The 15,101-nt window shown below is 68.7% G+C and carries 15 protein-coding genes; 6 read left to right on the forward strand and 9 right to left on the reverse strand.

Annotated elements, in window-relative coordinates; all coding sequences use genetic code 11:
• Positions 1–17: 17 nt before the first annotated feature.
• The 5 genes from WKR98_RS09440 to WKR98_RS09460 form a co-directional block, all read right to left on the reverse strand.
• Positions 18–1,562: an MFS transporter gene (locus WKR98_RS09440; protein WP_341432722.1), complete on the reverse strand. Its 1,545-nt coding sequence runs from the start codon at positions 1,560–1,562 to the stop codon at positions 18–20.
• Positions 1,563–1,569: 7 nt separating this feature from the next.
• On the reverse strand, positions 1,570–2,850 hold the full coding sequence (locus WKR98_RS09445; protein WP_341432723.1) for an RNA polymerase sigma factor: 1,281 nt from the start codon (positions 2,848–2,850) through the stop codon (positions 1,570–1,572).
• A gap of 4 nt (positions 2,851–2,854) precedes the next feature.
• Positions 2,855–3,262 carry a VOC family protein gene (locus WKR98_RS09450; protein ID WP_124687865.1) on the reverse strand — a complete coding sequence of 136 codons (408 nt, stop codon included), beginning with the start codon at positions 3,260–3,262 and terminating at the stop codon, positions 2,855–2,857.
• A 36-nt stretch (positions 3,263–3,298) separates the two neighbouring features.
• Complete coding sequence (locus tag WKR98_RS09455; RefSeq protein WP_341432724.1) at positions 3,299–3,712, reverse strand: YciI family protein; 414 nt, start codon at positions 3,710–3,712, stop codon at positions 3,299–3,301.
• A gap of 115 nt (positions 3,713–3,827) precedes the next feature.
• Entirely contained in the window at positions 3,828–4,181 is a 354-nt protein-coding gene (locus tag WKR98_RS09460) for a YciI family protein (protein ID WP_341432725.1), read from the reverse strand.
• Between the two features lie 335 nt (positions 4,182–4,516).
• Here WKR98_RS09460 and WKR98_RS09465 point away from each other — a divergent pair, with 335 nt between their 5' ends.
• Together WKR98_RS09465 and WKR98_RS09470 are read left to right on the forward strand one after the other, a co-directional pair.
• The gene (locus WKR98_RS09465; protein ID WP_341432726.1) at positions 4,517–5,530 is read left to right on the forward strand and encodes a Bug family tripartite tricarboxylate transporter substrate binding protein; all 1,014 of its coding nucleotides are present in this window, start codon (positions 4,517–4,519) and stop codon (positions 5,528–5,530) included.
• A 5-nt stretch (positions 5,531–5,535) separates the two neighbouring features.
• Complete coding sequence (locus tag WKR98_RS09470; RefSeq protein ID WP_341432727.1) at positions 5,536–6,876, forward strand: amidohydrolase family protein; 1,341 nt, start codon at positions 5,536–5,538, stop codon at positions 6,874–6,876.
• A 30-nt stretch (positions 6,877–6,906) separates the two neighbouring features.
• Here WKR98_RS09470 and WKR98_RS09475 read toward each other — a convergent pair whose 3' ends face one another.
• Together WKR98_RS09475 and WKR98_RS09480 are read right to left on the reverse strand one after the other, a co-directional pair.
• A complete protein-coding gene (locus WKR98_RS09475) occupies positions 6,907–7,815 on the reverse strand; it encodes a LysR family transcriptional regulator (protein WP_124687870.1) in 909 nt (302 codons plus the stop codon).
• An 80-nt stretch (positions 7,816–7,895) separates the two neighbouring features.
• Positions 7,896–8,474, reverse strand: a complete 579-nt coding sequence (locus WKR98_RS09480; protein ID WP_341432728.1) for a type 1 glutamine amidotransferase domain-containing protein — start codon at positions 8,472–8,474, stop codon at positions 7,896–7,898.
• A gap of 177 nt (positions 8,475–8,651) precedes the next feature.
• On the opposite strand from WKR98_RS09480, the gene WKR98_RS09485 reads away from it, so the two are divergent.
• Positions 8,652–10,091: an MFS transporter gene (locus WKR98_RS09485; protein ID WP_341432729.1), complete on the forward strand. Its 1,440-nt coding sequence runs from the start codon at positions 8,652–8,654 to the stop codon at positions 10,089–10,091.
• A gap of 27 nt (positions 10,092–10,118) precedes the next feature.
• Here WKR98_RS09485 and WKR98_RS09490 read toward each other — a convergent pair whose 3' ends face one another.
• Complete coding sequence (locus WKR98_RS09490) at positions 10,119–10,724, reverse strand: CoxG family protein (RefSeq protein WP_341432730.1); 606 nt, start codon at positions 10,722–10,724, stop codon at positions 10,119–10,121.
• Between the two features lie 138 nt (positions 10,725–10,862).
• Positions 10,863–11,234, reverse strand: coding sequence for an acyl-CoA thioesterase (locus tag WKR98_RS09495; RefSeq protein ID WP_124692212.1), 372 nt, complete (start codon positions 11,232–11,234; stop codon positions 10,863–10,865).
• Positions 11,235–11,410: 176 nt separating this feature from the next.
• Here WKR98_RS09495 and WKR98_RS09500 point away from each other — a divergent pair, with 176 nt between their 5' ends.
• From WKR98_RS09500 to WKR98_RS09510, 3 genes are all read left to right on the forward strand, one after another.
• A complete protein-coding gene (locus tag WKR98_RS09500; RefSeq protein ID WP_124687874.1) occupies positions 11,411–12,322 on the forward strand; it encodes a LysR family transcriptional regulator in 912 nt (303 codons plus the stop codon).
• Positions 12,323–12,469: 147 nt separating this feature from the next.
• Positions 12,470–13,903, forward strand: a complete 1,434-nt coding sequence (gene aspA / locus WKR98_RS09505) for an aspartate ammonia-lyase (RefSeq protein WP_124687875.1) — start codon at positions 12,470–12,472, stop codon at positions 13,901–13,903.
• Positions 13,904–14,103: 200 nt separating this feature from the next.
• Positions 14,104–15,009, forward strand: coding sequence for an amino acid ABC transporter substrate-binding protein (locus WKR98_RS09510; protein WP_341432731.1), 906 nt, complete (start codon positions 14,104–14,106; stop codon positions 15,007–15,009).
• Positions 15,010–15,101 lie beyond the last annotated feature (92 nt).

Below are 15,101 nucleotides of genomic sequence, written 5' to 3' on the forward strand. Positions count from 1 at the left end.
GGGCGGACCCGGCCGCGCTACGCCGCGTCGTCGCGCAGCGCCTCGGCGCGGGCGGATCCGCCGCGCAGGATGCAGGCCGCGGCCAGGGCCGCGCACAGGGTCAGCACCGCGCCGACGGCGGCCGACAACTGCAGCGCATCGACGAACGCCGCGCGCGCCACCGCCAGCATGACGTCGGCTTGCGGCGTGGGCAGGGCAGGCGCCACCGCCACCGCCGCGCCCAGCGTCGACGAGGCGGTCTCGGCCACCTGCGCGGGGATGCCGTCCGGCATGCCCGCGGACAGGCCGGCGCGGTAGATCATCGTGCCCAGGCTGCCGAATATCGCGATGCCGAGCGAGCCGCTGAATTCGGCGCTGGTTTCGGAAATGGCGGAAGCCGAACCGGCCCGCTGCGGGGGCGCCGAGGTGATGATCATTTCGTTGCCGATGGTGAACACCGGCGCCATGCCCAGGCTCATCACGATCAGGCCCGCCATGATGGCCTCGAGTCCGTAGGGGCGGTCGGCCAGCAGCACCATCAGGAAGCCGGCGGTGGCCGCGAGCAGGCCGCCCACGAAGATGGACAGCGGCGGCACGCGCCGGGCCAGGCGCGGGGCGAGCAGCGAGCCCGCGACGAAGCCCAGCGCCCACGGCACGGTGACCAGGCCCGCCCGCAGCGGATCCAGGCCCAGCACCAGTTGCAGGTATTGCGTGATGAAGATGTAGACGCCGAACATGGCGAGGCAGGACAGCGCATAGGCGGCGATGGCCGCGCTGAAGGCCGGCCGCATGAACAGGTCCAGGTCCAGCAGCGGATAGGGCAGGCGCCGCTGCCGCCGCACGAAGGCCACGCCCACCGCGAACCCCGCCACGATGATGGCGCCGGCGGTCCATGACGCCCCGTGCTGGGCGATCTGCTTGAGGCCGTAGATCATGGCCAGCACGGCGAACAGGGACTGCGCCACGCTGGGCGGGTCGATGCGGCCCGCGTCCGGATCGCGGTATTCCGGCAGCAGCACCGGGCCGAGCGCCAGCAGGAGCAGCATCACCGGCACCGCGACCAGGAAGACCGATCCCCACCAGAAGAACTGCAGCAGCACCCCGCCCACCAGCGGCCCGATGGCGCTGCCGAGCGAGAAGCTGGCGATCCAGACGCCGATCGCGAACTGGCGCTCGTGCTCATCGTGGAACATGTTGCGGATCAGGGACATGGTCGATGGCGCCAGGGTGGCGCCCGCGATGCCCAGCAGGGCCCGCATGGCGATCAGCATGCCCGCGCTGTCGGAGAAGGCCGCGATGGTCGAAGCGACGCCAAACGCCGCGGCACCGATCAGCAGCAGCTTGCGCCGCCCGATGCGGTCGCCCAGGGTGCCCATGGTGATGAGCAGGCCCGCGACCAGGAATCCGTAGATGTCGATGATCCACAAGAGCTGCGAACTGGACGGGTTCAACTGCGCGCTGATGGCGGGCAGGGCCAGGTTGAGCACGGTCAGGTCCATCGCGTAGACCATGCAGGGCAGCGCGATGACGGCCAGTCCTATCCATTCCTTGCGAGTGGCTTTAAGAGACGGGGGGGATGTCATGGAAAAATCAGTGGGAGGGGAGGACTTGGGCAGCGCGTGCCAATAGAAGTTCCTGTTCGCGCAGGTTGCGGGTCATGGCGGCGGCGCGCAGGAATTCCTCGCGCGCCTCGGCGTGGCGTCCGAGCTTGTGCAGCAGGTCGCCGCGCACGCTGGGCAGCCAGTGATAGTTGTGCAGGGCCGGTTCCGAACGCAGCGCGTCCGCCAGCGCCAGCCCGGCGGCCGGACCGAACGCCATGCCGACCGCCACGGCGCGGTTCAGCTCGACCACGGGCGAGGGAGCGACCTGCGCCAGGGCATCGTACAAGGCCACGATGCGTTCCCAGTCGGTCTCGTCCGGCGTGCGGGCCCGGGCGTGGCAGGCGGCCAGCGCGGCCTGCAGCGCATAGGGGCCGTGGGCCCCGTCCAGGGCCTCGGCCCGGGCCAGGGCGGCCAGGCCGCGCCGTATCAGCAGCGGATCCCAGCGCGCGCGGTCCTGTTCCATCAGCAGCACGGGACGCCCGTCGGCGTCGGTGCGGGCCGGCAGGCGCGAGGCCTGGATCTCCAGCAGTGCGCACAGGCCATGGGCCTCGCCCTCGTCCGGCGCCAGCTCCGCCAGCACGCGCGCCAGCCGCAGCGCCTCGCCGCACAGGGCCGGCCGCATCCAGTCGTCGCCGGCCGTGGCCGAATAGCCTTCGTTGAAGATGAGGTAGATCACTTCCAGCACCGATTCGAGCCGGGCCTCGCGCTCTTGCGTGCGAGGCACCTCGAACGGCACCTTGGCCGCCGACAGCGAACGCTTGGCGCGCACGATGCGCTGGGCGATGGTGGCCTCGGGCACCAGGAAGGCGCGCGCGATCTCGCCGGCCGTCAGGCCGCCCAGCAGGCGCAGCGTCAGCGCGACGCGGGCGTCGGTGGACAGGACGGGATGGCAGGCGGTGAAGATCAGGCGCAGCAGGTCGTCGCCCACTTCGTCGTCGCGTGCCGCCTCGACCAGGGCTGCCGGGTCCGGCGCATGGCCGGCGCCCAGCACTTCGGTCTCGTGGCCGTACTCCTCGTGCTTGCGCGCATGCAGGGCGGCCTGGCGCAGGCGGTCCAGCGCCCGGTTCTTCGCGGTGGTCATCAGCCAGGCTCCGGGGTTGTCCGGCACGCCACCTTCGGGCCATCGTTCCAGCGCGGCCACCAGCGCGTCCTGCGCCAGTTCCTCGGCCAGGCCGACGTCGCGCACCAGCCGCGCGACGCCCGCGATGATGCGGGCCGATTCGATCCGCCAGACGGCTTCGATGGCACGGTGGGTGGCGGCCTGGGTCACAGGCTCAGCCCTGCTCGACCGTGGCCGGGTCCATGTAGAAGACCTCCCATGCATGGCCGTCCGGGTCGTCGAAGCCATGGCTGTACATGAAGCCGTGGTCCTGCGGAGGCCGCGGCGCCGTGCCGCCGGCGGCCAGGGCCTTGCGCACCATGTCGTCGACGGCTTCCCGGCTGTCGCAGGTCAGGGCCACCAGGACTTCGGTGCTTTGCCGGGCATCGCTGATCGGCTTGCTGGCGAAACCGCGGAAAAAATCCGTGGTGAGCAGCATGGCGTAGATGTTTTCGCCGATGACCATGCAGGCGGCCTTTTCGTTGGTGAACTGGGCGTTGAAGGTGAAGCCGAGCTGGCCGAAGAAGGCCTGGGTGCGCGGCAGGTCGGCGACGGGCAGGTTGACGAAGATCTGCTTGTGCATGACGGATTCCTTGGAAAGAGTTGGACGCGCGGTGGGTTATCGGCTGGCCGTTTCCAGCTTGCGGAAGCGGTCTACCGCTTCGCTCGGGCCGAGGTCATCCAGCTCGAAAAGCTCGCGCACCTCGATCTCGCCATCGGCCTCGGAGCCCATGGGCGACGGAAAGCGCCGGGCCCATTCCATGGCCTCCTCGCGCGAGCGCACCTGGATCAGCGTGTAGCCGGCGATCAGTTCCTTGGTCTCGGCGAACGGGCCGTCGATGACCGAGCCCTTGCCGGCGCGGTAGCGCACGCGCCAGCCCCGGGACGACGGCTTCAGGCCGTTGGCGTCCAGCAGCACGCCGGCCCGGGCCAGTTCCTCGTGGTAGGCGGTCATCGCGGCAAGCAGGGGTTCCTCGGGCATGACGCCGGCCTCGGTGTCGGCGGTGGCGCGGACGATGATCATGAATCGCATGGCGGTTTCTCCGGTGGTGGCAAGCCCGCACGTGGGCTTCTGTCCCTACGACGATCGGGACGGGCCGGAATCGACATGGCGGAGCCGGCCTAGGGAAACTACCTAACCGGGTGGCTCAGCGGTAGCAGGGCGCCACTTCCCGCACCTCGACCGTGCACCATTGCGCCGCCGGGCAGGTTTGCGCGATGGCCACGGCTTCCTCGCGCGTGGCGCAGTCCAGCAGGAAGAAGCCGCCTATCATTTCCTTGGCTTCGGCGAAGGGCCCGTCCACCAGGCGGGCGCGACCGTCCCGTTTCTGCACTCGCACGGCGCTTTCCTGCGAGGCCAGCGATTCGGAGGCCAGCAACAGGCCCCGCGTCTTCAGGTCGGCGCCGAAGGCGACCATGCGGTCGTAGAGGTCGCGGCCGGCCTCCTCGCTGCGCTCGGCGCGCTGGCCGGTGGGTTCGACGATGAGCAGCATGTAGGCCATGGGGACTCGCAAGAGAGGGCCGCGGGGCGCGGCCGGCGAAGGCGGAGCGCCCGATTCTTGCAGATTTTGAGTCTTTTTTCATCGCCGGGCCGCCCCAAGATGAAAAAGCGCCCCCTTGGGGGGCAGCGCAGCCCGCGAAGCGGGCAAGCGTGGGGGCATTTTTCATGACAGCGTGTAAGTGCGAGGACGGCTGCGATTCAGATGGGTAACTGATAGGACTACAACTTTTTCTCGTTTGCCTGTCCCGCCGGCCGCGGGTGAAATGCTTGCCATGTCGCCGCGGGGCATCGGAAGGCGGGCCTGCTTCCCGGGCCGTCCGGCGGGAAGGAGACGTGATGAGGCAAGGAAGTGCAGCGGTGGCCACGGGCCGCCGCCGGTGGCTGGCGGCATGCGTCGCGGCCGTGGGCGTCGCGGCCGCCGTGCCGGCGATGGGACAGCAGCCGGCCTGGCCGGCGCGGCCGGTGCGCATCGTGGTGCCCTATGCGCCCGGCGGCGGCGTGGACGTGATCGCCCGGGCCCTGGCCGAGCGCCTGGGGCAGAAATGGGGCCGTCCGGTCATCGTCGAGAACAAGCTGGGCGCGGCCTCCATCATCGGCGCCGACGCCGTCGCCAAGGCGGCGCCCGACGGCCATACCCTCTTGGTGACGAGCGAATCGACCATCACCAGCAATCCCTTCCTGTATGACAAGCTGCCCTACGACGCCGTGCGCGACCTGACGCCGATCTCGCAACTGGTCAGCCTGCCGCAGATGGTGCTGGCGCATCCCTCGGTGCAAGCCGGTTCGCTCGACGACCTGGTGGCGCTGGCCAAGGCCAGGCCCAACGAGCTGAACTACGCCTCGATGGGCTCGGGCAGCCTGCCCCACCTGCTGTTCGAGGGGCTGCGCCACAAGACGGGCATACAGATCACGCAGATACCCTACAAAGGCATCATGCCGGCCGTGACGGCGCTGATCGGCGGCGAGGTGCAGCTGGCCATGGTGGGCGCGGCCATCGCCGAGCCCCATATCCGCGCCGGCAAGATGAAGCCGCTGGCCATCGCGCGGGCCAGCCGGCTGTCGTCCGAGCCGAACGTGCCCACCCTGGCGGAAGCCGGCTATGCCGACATCGATCCGCGCGAATCCTGGTTCGGCCTTTTCGCCACCGGCGGCACGCCCGATGCCGTGATCCAGCGCATCCATGCCGACGTGAAGGCGATCGCCGCCGACCCGGAATTCCAGCAGCGCTTCGTGGCCGCGCGCGGCTTCGATCCGGTGTTCTCGTCGCCGGCGGCGTTCACCGCCGCGCTGCGCGACGAGATGCGTCACAAGGAAGGCCTGATCCGCCTGACCGGAGCCAAGGCCGACTAATGGGCATGCAGTCAGCAAGATGGCGCGAGGCGGCCGGACACGTGGCCGGCCTGCCCGCGAGCGAGGAGTTGGTGATACGGGGCGGCCATGTGATGACCATGGCCGACGGCATGGACGACCTGCCGGATGCCGACGTCCATGTCCGCGACGGGACGCTGGTGGCGATCGGCCGGGGGCTGAGCGTACCGGGCGCGCGGGAACTGGATGCGCGCGGCATGATCGTGATGCCGGGTTTCGTCGACACGCACTGGCACCTGTGGAACTGTTCGCTGCGCGCGCTGATCAGCGGCGACGACGCAGCGCGCGGCTATTTTCCGGTGACCTTGTCCATGGGGCCGCGATTCACGCCGGACGACTCCTATCACTCGGTGCGGCTGGGGCTGGCCGAGGGCCTGGCCAGCGGCATCACGACGGTGCACAACTGGTCGCACAACACCCGCACGCCCGACCACGCGCGCGCGGAACTGGCGGCCATGCGCAGCCTGGGCGTACGGGGCCGCCTGGCCTACGGCTGGGGACAGGACCTGCCGCTGGACCGCGCGATGGACCTGGCGGGTCTGGCGGAAGTCGCCCGGACCGAGAGCGGCGATCCCATGATCCACCTGGGCGCTGCGCTGCGGACGCCGGTATCCAATCCGCGCGGCACCGTGCCCATCGACGTCGTGCGCACCGAGTTCGCGGGCGTGCGGCGCCTGGGCCTGCCGATCACCATGCATGCGCGCCCCGGCGTGGTGTCGGTGCTGGACGCGCACGGCCTGCTGGGCCCCGACCTGCAACTGGTGCATCCCCAGGGCGTGTCGCCGCAGGAACAATCGCGGCTGGCCGCCTGCGGCGTCTCGTTTTCGTGTTCGCCGGTGATCGAGGTGTTGTACGCCCAGGCGTCGCGCGGCGTGATCCAGTTCCACGAGCTGGAGTGCGCCTGCGTGCGGCAAAGCCTGTCGGTGGACAGTTCGTCGGCCGCGGCCAACGCCGATTTCTTTTCCTGCATGCGCACCCTGCTGTGGTCGCATCGCCAGCGGTTCGGCGCCGAGGTCCCGCTCACGGCGCGCCGCCTGCTGCGGCTGGCCACGCTGGACGGCGCGCGCGATCTGGGCATCGCGGACCGCGTCGGTTCGCTCGAGGCGGGCAAGCGGGCCGACGTCATCCTGGTTCGCACCACCGACCTGAACATGGCGCCGGTGGTGGATCCGGCTTTCTCGCTGGTCTATTCGGCCCAGCCGGCCAACGTGGACACCGTCATCGTCGACGGGCGCGTATTGCGCCGGCACGGGCAATGGACCGCCTGCGACCCTGCGCAGATCGTGCGCGATGCGGCGCAGTCCGTGCGCGAACTGGCCGCCCGTTGAACGCGCGCCGGCCGCCGGGCCGGCGCGGCGTCAGCCCCGTTCCCCGAATTCCTTGCAATGGGCCGCAAGGTGGGTGCGGAAGGACGCGGCCGCCGGCGACAGCGAGCGGCCGGGCTGCGTGACCAGTTCGATCTTGCGATACACCATGGGGTCGTGCAGCACGCGAAAGCGCGCGCGCTTCGAGCGGGCCAGCAGCCCCGCGTAGGACGGCAGCACCGCGATGCCCAGGCCGGCCTCGACCAGGCCGATGGCCGACCACAGATAGTGCACCTCGAAGCGCGGCTCGGCCGCGATGCCCGACTGGTGCAGCACGCGGTCGATCTGCGGCAGCGAGCCGCTGGACTGCGGCACCACGATCATGGGCTGGCTGGCCAGGTCGGCCCACGCCAGGTCCCGCCGGCGGCGCGCCAGCGGCCACGCGCTGGGGATCATGGCGCCCAGCGGATGGCGCATCAGCAGGCTGCGGTCCAGTTCCACCTCGTTGCCGGTGAACACGCCCACGCCCAGGTCGACCTCGCCCTGCTGCACCTGCCGCAGGATGACGTCGACCGGCGCGTCGGACATGCGGACTTCGATGGCGGGATGGGCGGCCTGGAAAGCGGCGATGGCATCGGGCAGCAGCGTGGCCGCCATGACCGGCGTGGTCGCCACGGTGACGCGCCCGCGGCGCATCTGCACCAGGTCCTGCGTCCGGCGTATGGCTTGTTCCACTTCGCCCAGGATGCGTTCCGCATGCTGCAGGAATTCCGCGCCGGCCTCGGTGACCGCCAGCTTGCGCGTGGACCGGTCCAGCAACTGCAGGCTCAGCTGGCCTTCTAGCTCGCGCACCAGCAGGCTGGTGGCGGACTGGGTCAGGTGCAGCCGCCGCGAGGCCGCGGTGAAACCGCCGCAATGCACGACTTCGACGAACGCGCGCATCTGGCGCAGGGTCACATTCATAAGGCAACGCCACCTATTCCTGCCTGGTCGCGGCAAGTATAGGGGCTGGCGGCGGCCTCCGCGCCGGGCACATACCCGGATCAGGTGGGCTGCGCCCCCGAGGGCGTGTCGGCGCTCTCGACATTGGACAGGGCCGCGATCAGCTTCGCGTTGAACGCCGGCAGGTCGTCGGGCTTGCGGCTGGTGATCAGGTTGCCGTCCAGCACGACTTCTTCGTCCACCCACTGTCCGCCGGCGTTGCGGATGTCGTCCTGCAGCGATGGCCAACTGGTCAGTTGCCGGCCATCGACCATGCCGGCCGACACCAGCAGCCAGGGACCGTGGCAGATGACGGCCACCGGCTTGCCCGTGTCATGCAGCGCCTGCACGAAGCGCTGCGCGCCCTTGTCGGTGCGGATGACATCCGCGTTGAAGACGCCGCCGGGCACGACCACGCCGGCGTAGCGGGTGGGGTCGGCGTCGTTCCAGCTCGCCTCCACGTGGAAGCGGTCGGCCTTCTCGTCATGCTTCATGCCCCGGATCTCGCCGGCCTGGGCGGAAAGGATGTGCACAGTGGCGCCCGCGCGTTCCAGTGCTTCCTTCGGGCTCGTCAGTTCGACCTGTTCGAAATTGTCGGTTGCCACGATGGCAACGGTGAGTCCTTGCAATGGCTTGGCCATGTCGATCTCCATAGTGGGGCGCCGCGTGCGCAGCCGCATGTACCAGCAAGCGGCGTGCCCGTGGACGGCTTGATCCGGGATGCGGTTCCGGATGGGCGCACGCCGGTGCGCAGGGGGATCGGGCTTGGGGGTATACCCCGGGGCGCGGTATATGGCGCGGTATATGATTACGTGCAAATGTCCGAGAACCCGCCGCACCCGCCATCGCCGCCCGGGCACGCCAGCCCCCACCCGCCTTCCGACCTTGCTTCACCGGTAGAAGACCAGCGTCAGCTGATCCTGGCGCTGATCGGAATCTGCGCGGTCGTGATGCTGGTGGCGCTGGATTCGACCATCGTCGGCACCACGCTGCCGCGCGTGGTGGCCGAACTGGGCGGCATGCCCCTGTATGCCTGGGTCGGCACGGGGTATCTGCTGGCCTCGGCCATCGTCATTCCCATCTTCGGCCGCCTGGGCGACCTGTTCGGCCGCAAATATTTCATTCTCGTCTCGCTGGGCCTGGTGTCGCTGGGCTCGGTGCTGTGCGGCATCAGCCAGTCCATGCCGCAGCTGATCGCCGCCCGCACCCTGCAGGGCGTGGGCGGCGGCATGATGATCGCCACCGCCTTCGCGGCGCCCGCCGACCTGTTCCCCGACGCCATGCGGCGAGTACGCTGGCAGGCCCTGATCTCGACCTCGTTCGCGGTGGCCAGCGGCATCGGGCCGCTGCTGGGCGGGGCGATCACCGAGGCCTTCGGCTGGCGGGCGGCCTTCTTCGTCAGTCCGGTGATGGGTGTGGTCGCCTTCGTGATGCTGTGGCGGTATTTCCCGCCGCTCAAGCCCAGGCACGACACGCCGCCCCGCATCGACTGGCTGGGCGGGGGGCTGCTGGCGCTGGCCGTGGGCACGCCCATGGCGGCGCTCGAACTGGGCTTCTCCACCGATCCGCGTCCGGTGCTGGGCCTGGCGTTCCTGGCGGTGGCCGTCGTGTCGGTTTTCCTTCTGGTGCGGTACGAGCGCCGGCTGGAGCAGCCCATGTTTCCTCTGCGCGTGCTCGAGCGCAGGGAATCGCGCCTGTTGAACGTCGTCGGCGTGATGACCGGGGCGGTGATGTTCATCCTGATCTACTACGGCCCGTTGCTGTTGCAGGTGGAGGTGGGACTGAGCCCGACCCAGGCGGGCATGATCCTGGCGCCGCTGGTGGCCTGCATACCGATAGGCAGCGTCATCAACGGCCGCCTGTTTCCGCGCCAGAGCCAGCCTCAGCGGCTGATGGTGTTCGGCGCGCTGTTGCTGGCCGTGGGCTGCCTGGGGGTGATGTTCCTGGAGCGCGGGTCGTCCATGGCCTTCGCCGTCGTCTCGTTCGGCCTCGCCGGCGTGGGCATGGGTTTCATCATTCCCAACCTGACGCTGTTCATGCAGATGATCGCCGAGCGCCGCGACGTGGGCGTGGCCTCGGCGCTGATCCAGACCATGCGCACCCTGGGCAGCGCGGTGGGCACCGCGCTGGTGGGGCTGATCATCGCCCGCACGTCGGTCAATACCGGCATCGAGGCCGGCATGGTGATGGCCATCGTGTTCTGCGCCGTGATGATGGTCCTGTCCCAGCGCATCAAGATGAAGAACGTGCGCCGCTGAGCGTTGCGGCGCGCGGCGTTCCCGCGTTCAGTGCAGGAAGGTGTGGTAGACGACCAGCCCGGCGATGACCCCCGCCGCCACCAGCCACGACAGCCGGTTGACCCATTGCGTGGGCAGGTGCAGGGCATGCGCGCCGCCGCCCGCGGCCACCGGCCTGGCCATGCGCGGCGGCCGGGGCGCGGGGCGCTCCAGCGCCCGGCAAGCGCAGACCGAGAACAGCGCGAAGAAATTGTCCATCATCTTGCGCGCGATCTTCTCGGCCTGGTCGGTGCGCAGCTGGCTGAGCTTGCCTTCCAGGTCGGCATGGGCGGTATACGAGACGCGGGTGCCGTCGCCTTCGGGCGTCAGCCGGATGTCGGCGTGGCCCTTGGCCGATCCGGCCATGCCGCCTTCGCCCTCGAAGGTGAGGTGGTAGGAGTTCGGGGCCTGGATATCGGTCAGCTGCAGCCGCCCGTGGAAGCGGGCCGACAGGGGACCGACCTCGGCCCGCAGGTTGATCCGGTATTCGTTCTCGGAGAGGCGCTCGACTTTTTCGCATCCGCTGATACAGACCTTGAGGGTCTCGGGAGCGACGAGCTTGTTCCAGGTGTGTTCCTGGGACGCTGGAATCAGGCGCGAACCGGATATGTCCATGGTGAGTCTCCTTGGCCTTGGGGGCAGGGCCTGCGTGCCTGCCGTGTTGGCTGGCCGGCCGGTCTGTGCCGGCGGGGCTGGGGCGGTGACGTCCTTGTGGTCAATGTGCCACTAATCGCCATGGGTGTCCAGACGGGCTCAGCCGGTGCGCAGGTCCGGCAGGGTGCGGGGGCGCCGCTGATGGTCGGTTGCCACGTAGACCAGGGTGGCCTCGGTAACCTTGACGACTTCGGAGTTGAGCCGGATACGCTCGGCGTAGACCTCGACCGCGACCGTGATCGAAGTGCGGCCCGTCTTGACGATGTGGGCGTAGAAGCTGAGCAGGTCGCCCACGAACACCGGTTCCTTGAATACGAACGAGGTCACGGCCACGGTGGCGACGCGGCCGTTGGCGCGGCTCTGGGCGGGCACCGAGCCGGCCAGGTCGACCTGGGCCATGATCCAGCCGCCGAACACGTCGCCCGACGGGTTGGCGTCGGCTGGCATGGGAATGACGCGCAGCACCGGCATCTGGCCGGCGGGCAGCGAATCGGGGGCGGGGGGAGGATAAGGTAGCGAATCGGTCACGCAGGGCTCCAGGGAAAGATCACTCGGTGGCACGGGGGCCATGCGGGAAGTGTATGCCCGGCCGGGGCGGGGCACCGGCCCACGGTACAATTTCCGCCGGTTCCTCCACGGTTGCAAGCATGGAAGCCAAGTGGCTCGAAGATTTCATCGCGCTGGCCGAAACCCGTTCGTTTTCGCGGGCGGCCGAGCTGCGACACATCACGCAGCCTGCCTTCTCGCGCCGCATCCAGGCCCTGGAGGCCTGGGTCGGCACCGATCTGGTCGACCGCGCCGTCTATCCCACCCGCCTGACGCCCGCCGGCGAGACCTTCCGCGCCGAGGCCATCGCCATGCTGGCCAAGCTGGACGAGACCCGGGCCATGCTGCGCGGCATGCGTCCCGCCTCGCAGGCGGTGATCGATTTCGCCGTGCCCCATACCCTGTCGCTGACCTTCTTTCCGCGCTGGCTGAGCCGCATCCGGGCCGAAGCCGGCCTGCCGGACTTCACGGCCCGCCTGATGGCGCTGAACGTGCACGACGCCGCCATCAGCCTGGTCCAGGGCGGCAGCGACCTGGTCATGGTCTATTACCATCCCCGCCTGCCGGTCCAGCTCGATCCGCGCCACTACGACATGCTGGTACTGGGCAGCGAGGCGGTCTACCCCTATGCGCGCGGCAAGCCCGACGGCATGCCGGAGTACGTGCTGGGCGAGGGCGGCCCGGTGCCCTACCTGGCCTACGCGCCCAACGCCTACCTGGGCCGCATCGTCGACCTGATCCTGGCGCGCGCCCAGCCCCGGCCGCCGCTGGACGAGCGCTATGAAACCGACATGGCCGAGGGCCTGAAGGCCATGGCGCTCGAAGGCCACGGCGTGGCCTTCCTGCCCGAGAGCGCGGTCACCCGCGAGGTCGCCTCGGGCCGCCTGGCCTGCGCGGGCGAGGCCTATACCGAGACCATGGAGATCCGGCTCTACCGCGAGCGCGCGCCGGCCAGCGCCCCCGCCAAGCCGCTGGTCGACGCCCTGTGGGGCTACCTGTCGGGAACGCGCTAGGCTTTCCGCGCCCGGGCATTTTCCTGGCAATGCAAAAAAAACATTGGCCAATGCGAACACGGCATTGGCGCTATCGCGGAGCGCCTGCCTATAGTGTTTTCCATCGGGCGCCGCATGGTGCGGCGGCCTTTCCGATGGACATCGAACATGAGCAGCAATGCCGCTTCCGGCCTCTTCCGCATCGAACACGACCTGCTTGGCGAGCGCGAGATTCCCGCCAATGCCTACTGGGGCATCCATTCCCTGCGCGCCCGCGAGAATTTTCCGATTTCCGGCGCGACCATAGGCGGCCAGGCCGACCTGGTGCGGGCGCTGGCCTGCGTGAAGCTGGCGGCGGCCCGCGCCAACCAGGACCTGGGCGTGCTGCCCGCCGAACGGGCCGGGGTGATCGTCCAGGCCTGCCAGGAGATCATCGAGGGCGCGCTGCATGACCAGTTCATCGTCGATGTGATCCAGGGCGGGGCGGGCACCTCGACCAACATGAACGCCAACGAGGTGATCGCCAACCGCGCGCTGGAACTGCTGGGCGAGAAGAAGGGCCATTACGACGCCCTGCATCCGATCCAGGACGTGAACGCCTCGCAAAGCACGAACGACGTCTATCCCACCGCGCTGCGCATCGCCATGTGTTTCTCGTTGCAGCGCCTGCTGGTGGCGATGGCGGAGCTGCGCGGCGCCTTCGAGGCGAAGGCGCTGGAGTTCGACGACGTGCTGAAGATGGGCCGCACGCAGTTGCAGGACGCCGTGCCGATGACGCTGGGGCAGGAGTTCCTGACCTATGCCGTCATGCTGGGCGAGGACGAGGCGCGGCTGGGCGAGGCCCGCACGCTGATGGTGGAAGTGAACCTGGGCGCGACCGCGATCGGTACGGGCATCAATACCGATCCGGACTACAGTCCGCTGGCGGTGCAGTACCTGGCCGAGATCACGGGACTGCCGCTGGTGCGTGCGGCGAACATGATCGAGGCGACGCAGGACACGGGCGCGTTCGTGCAGTTGTCGGGCGTGCTGAAGCGGGTGGCCTGCAAGCTGTCCAAGACCTGCAACGACCTGCGCCTGTTGTCGTCGGGCCCGCAGTCGGGGCTGAACGAGATCAACCTGCCGGAGCGGGCGGCGGGCAGTTCGATCATGCCGGGGAAAGTGAATCCCATCATTCCGGAAGTCGTGAATCAGGTGGCGTTCGAGGTCATCGGCAACGACATGACGATCACGATGGCGTCCGAGAGCGGCCAACTGCAGTTGAACGCCTTCGAGCCCATCATCGCGTGGAGCCTGGTCAAGAGCATTTCCCACCTGGAAGCGGCATGCACCACGTTGACGCACAACTGCGTCAAGGGAATCACGGCGAACCGCGAGCGGCTGGCGCAGGCGGTCAAGCGCTCGGCGGGGCTGGCAACGGCCTTGAACCCGGTGCTGGGCTACGAGGCGGCGACGCGGATCGCGCGGGATGCCATGCGGACGGGGCGGCCGGTGGCCGACCTGGTGCTGGAAGCCGGGCTGCTGGATGCGGAAACCCTGGAGCAGGTGCTCAAGCCGGAGGTGTTGACGCGGCCCTACCGGTTCAAGAAGGTGGCGGTTTAGTTTCCGCATACCCGCGATCATCGCGTCAAAAGGAATTTCTCCGATTCAAGATAGTTGCCGCCGATCCAGGGCACAGCGGGTCCGGCTTCGCCGGTCCGCCAGTGCCGCCCCCGGGGGGGCACGCGAAGCGTGTAGGGGGGAGCCCCCATTTGTTGCTACACTCGGCCGACATTAGCTATTAGTTACGGAAGGGGGATTCCATGAAGAAGCTCGTGCTGCTCTCCGCCGCGCTGACCCTGGTCGCCGCGTCGTCTGTATCGGCGCAAGACCTGACTGGCCGGCTCAAGAAGATCAAGGACTCGGGGACGCTGACGCTCGGCTATCGCGATTCCTCCATTCCCTTTTCCTACCTGGACGACAACCAGAAGTCCATCGGCTACTCGATGGACATCTGCTACAAGATCGCCGATGCGGTCAAGAGCCACCTGAAGCTGCCCAAGCTCAACATCGCGCTTTCCCCGGTCACCTCGGCCACCCGCATCCCCCTCATCGCCAACGGCACGGTCGACCTCGAGTGCGGGTCCACCACCAACAACGCCGAGCGCCAGCAGCAGGTGTCGTTCGCGCCGACCACGTTCGTGACGGCCACGCGCTTCGTCGCCAAGAAAAGCGCGAAACTGAACGATCTTTCCGACTTCAAGGGCAAGACCGTCGTGTCGACGGCCGGCACCAGCAACCTGAAGTGGCTGACCGAGACCAACGGCAAGGAAAGCCTGGGCATGCAGATCATCCCGGCCAAGGACCATGCCGATGCCTTCCTGATGGTCGACAGCGGTCGCGCCGCGGCGTTCTTCATGGACGACATCCTGCTGTACGGACTGGTGGCCAATTCCAAGAGCCCGGACCAGTGGATGGTCAGCAGCAAGGCCTATACCGTCGAGCCCTATGGCATGATCGAGCCCAAGGACGACCCCGCGTTCAAGAAGGTGGTGGACGACGCGGTCGTGGCGTTGATGAAATCCGGCGAGGTCGAGAAGCTCTACCAGAAGTGGTTCAACTCGCCCATCCCGCCGCGCAACGTCAACCTGAAGGTGCCGATGAGCGACGCGCTCAAGAAGGTCATCGCCAACCCGACCGATTCGGGCGATCCAGCGGCCTATCGCTGATGCGGAGCCGGCCGGCCAGCCAGCCGGCCATGCGCCTCGGATGATCAAGCAGGACTCCAGGGGACCCGAGCGGTCCCCTGTTTCCATGGGGC

The sequence above is a fragment of the Pigmentiphaga sp. YJ18 genome (assembly GCF_038066655.1).
Taxonomy (GTDB): domain Bacteria; phylum Pseudomonadota; class Gammaproteobacteria; order Burkholderiales; family Burkholderiaceae_B; genus Pigmentiphaga.

Bases quoted from the DNA above. Each gene is read 5' to 3' on its own strand.
- WKR98_RS09440 (WP_341432722.1), bottom strand. From the start codon at position 1,562: ATGACATCCCCCCCGTCTCTTAAAGCCACTCGCAAGGAATGGATAGGA.
- WKR98_RS09450 (WP_124687865.1), bottom strand. From the start codon at position 3,262: ATGCACAAGCAGATCTTCGTCAACCTGCCCGTCGCCGACCTGCCGCGC.
- WKR98_RS09455 (WP_341432724.1), bottom strand. From the start codon at position 3,712: ATGCGATTCATGATCATCGTCCGCGCCACCGCCGACACCGAGGCCGGC.
- WKR98_RS09460 (WP_341432725.1), bottom strand. From the start codon at position 4,181: ATGGCCTACATGCTGCTCATCGTCGAACCCACCGGCCAGCGCGCCGAG.
- WKR98_RS09465 (WP_341432726.1), top strand. From the start codon at position 4,517: ATGAGGCAAGGAAGTGCAGCGGTGGCCACGGGCCGCCGCCGGTGGCTG.
- WKR98_RS09470 (WP_341432727.1), top strand. From the start codon at position 5,536: ATGCAGTCAGCAAGATGGCGCGAGGCGGCCGGACACGTGGCCGGCCTG.
- WKR98_RS09475 (WP_124687870.1), bottom strand. From the start codon at position 7,815: ATGAATGTGACCCTGCGCCAGATGCGCGCGTTCGTCGAAGTCGTGCAT.
- WKR98_RS09480 (WP_341432728.1), bottom strand. From the start codon at position 8,474: ATGGCCAAGCCATTGCAAGGACTCACCGTTGCCATCGTGGCAACCGAC.
- WKR98_RS09485 (WP_341432729.1), top strand. From the start codon at position 8,652: ATGTCCGAGAACCCGCCGCACCCGCCATCGCCGCCCGGGCACGCCAGC.
- WKR98_RS09490 (WP_341432730.1), bottom strand. From the start codon at position 10,724: ATGGACATATCCGGTTCGCGCCTGATTCCAGCGTCCCAGGAACACACC.
- WKR98_RS09495 (WP_124692212.1), bottom strand. From the start codon at position 11,234: ATGCCGGTGCTGCGCGTCATTCCCATGCCAGCCGACGCCAACCCGTCG.
- WKR98_RS09500 (WP_124687874.1), top strand. From the start codon at position 11,411: ATGGAAGCCAAGTGGCTCGAAGATTTCATCGCGCTGGCCGAAACCCGT.
- aspA (WP_124687875.1), top strand. From the start codon at position 12,470: ATGAGCAGCAATGCCGCTTCCGGCCTCTTCCGCATCGAACACGACCTG.
- WKR98_RS09510 (WP_341432731.1), top strand. From the start codon at position 14,104: ATGAAGAAGCTCGTGCTGCTCTCCGCCGCGCTGACCCTGGTCGCCGCG.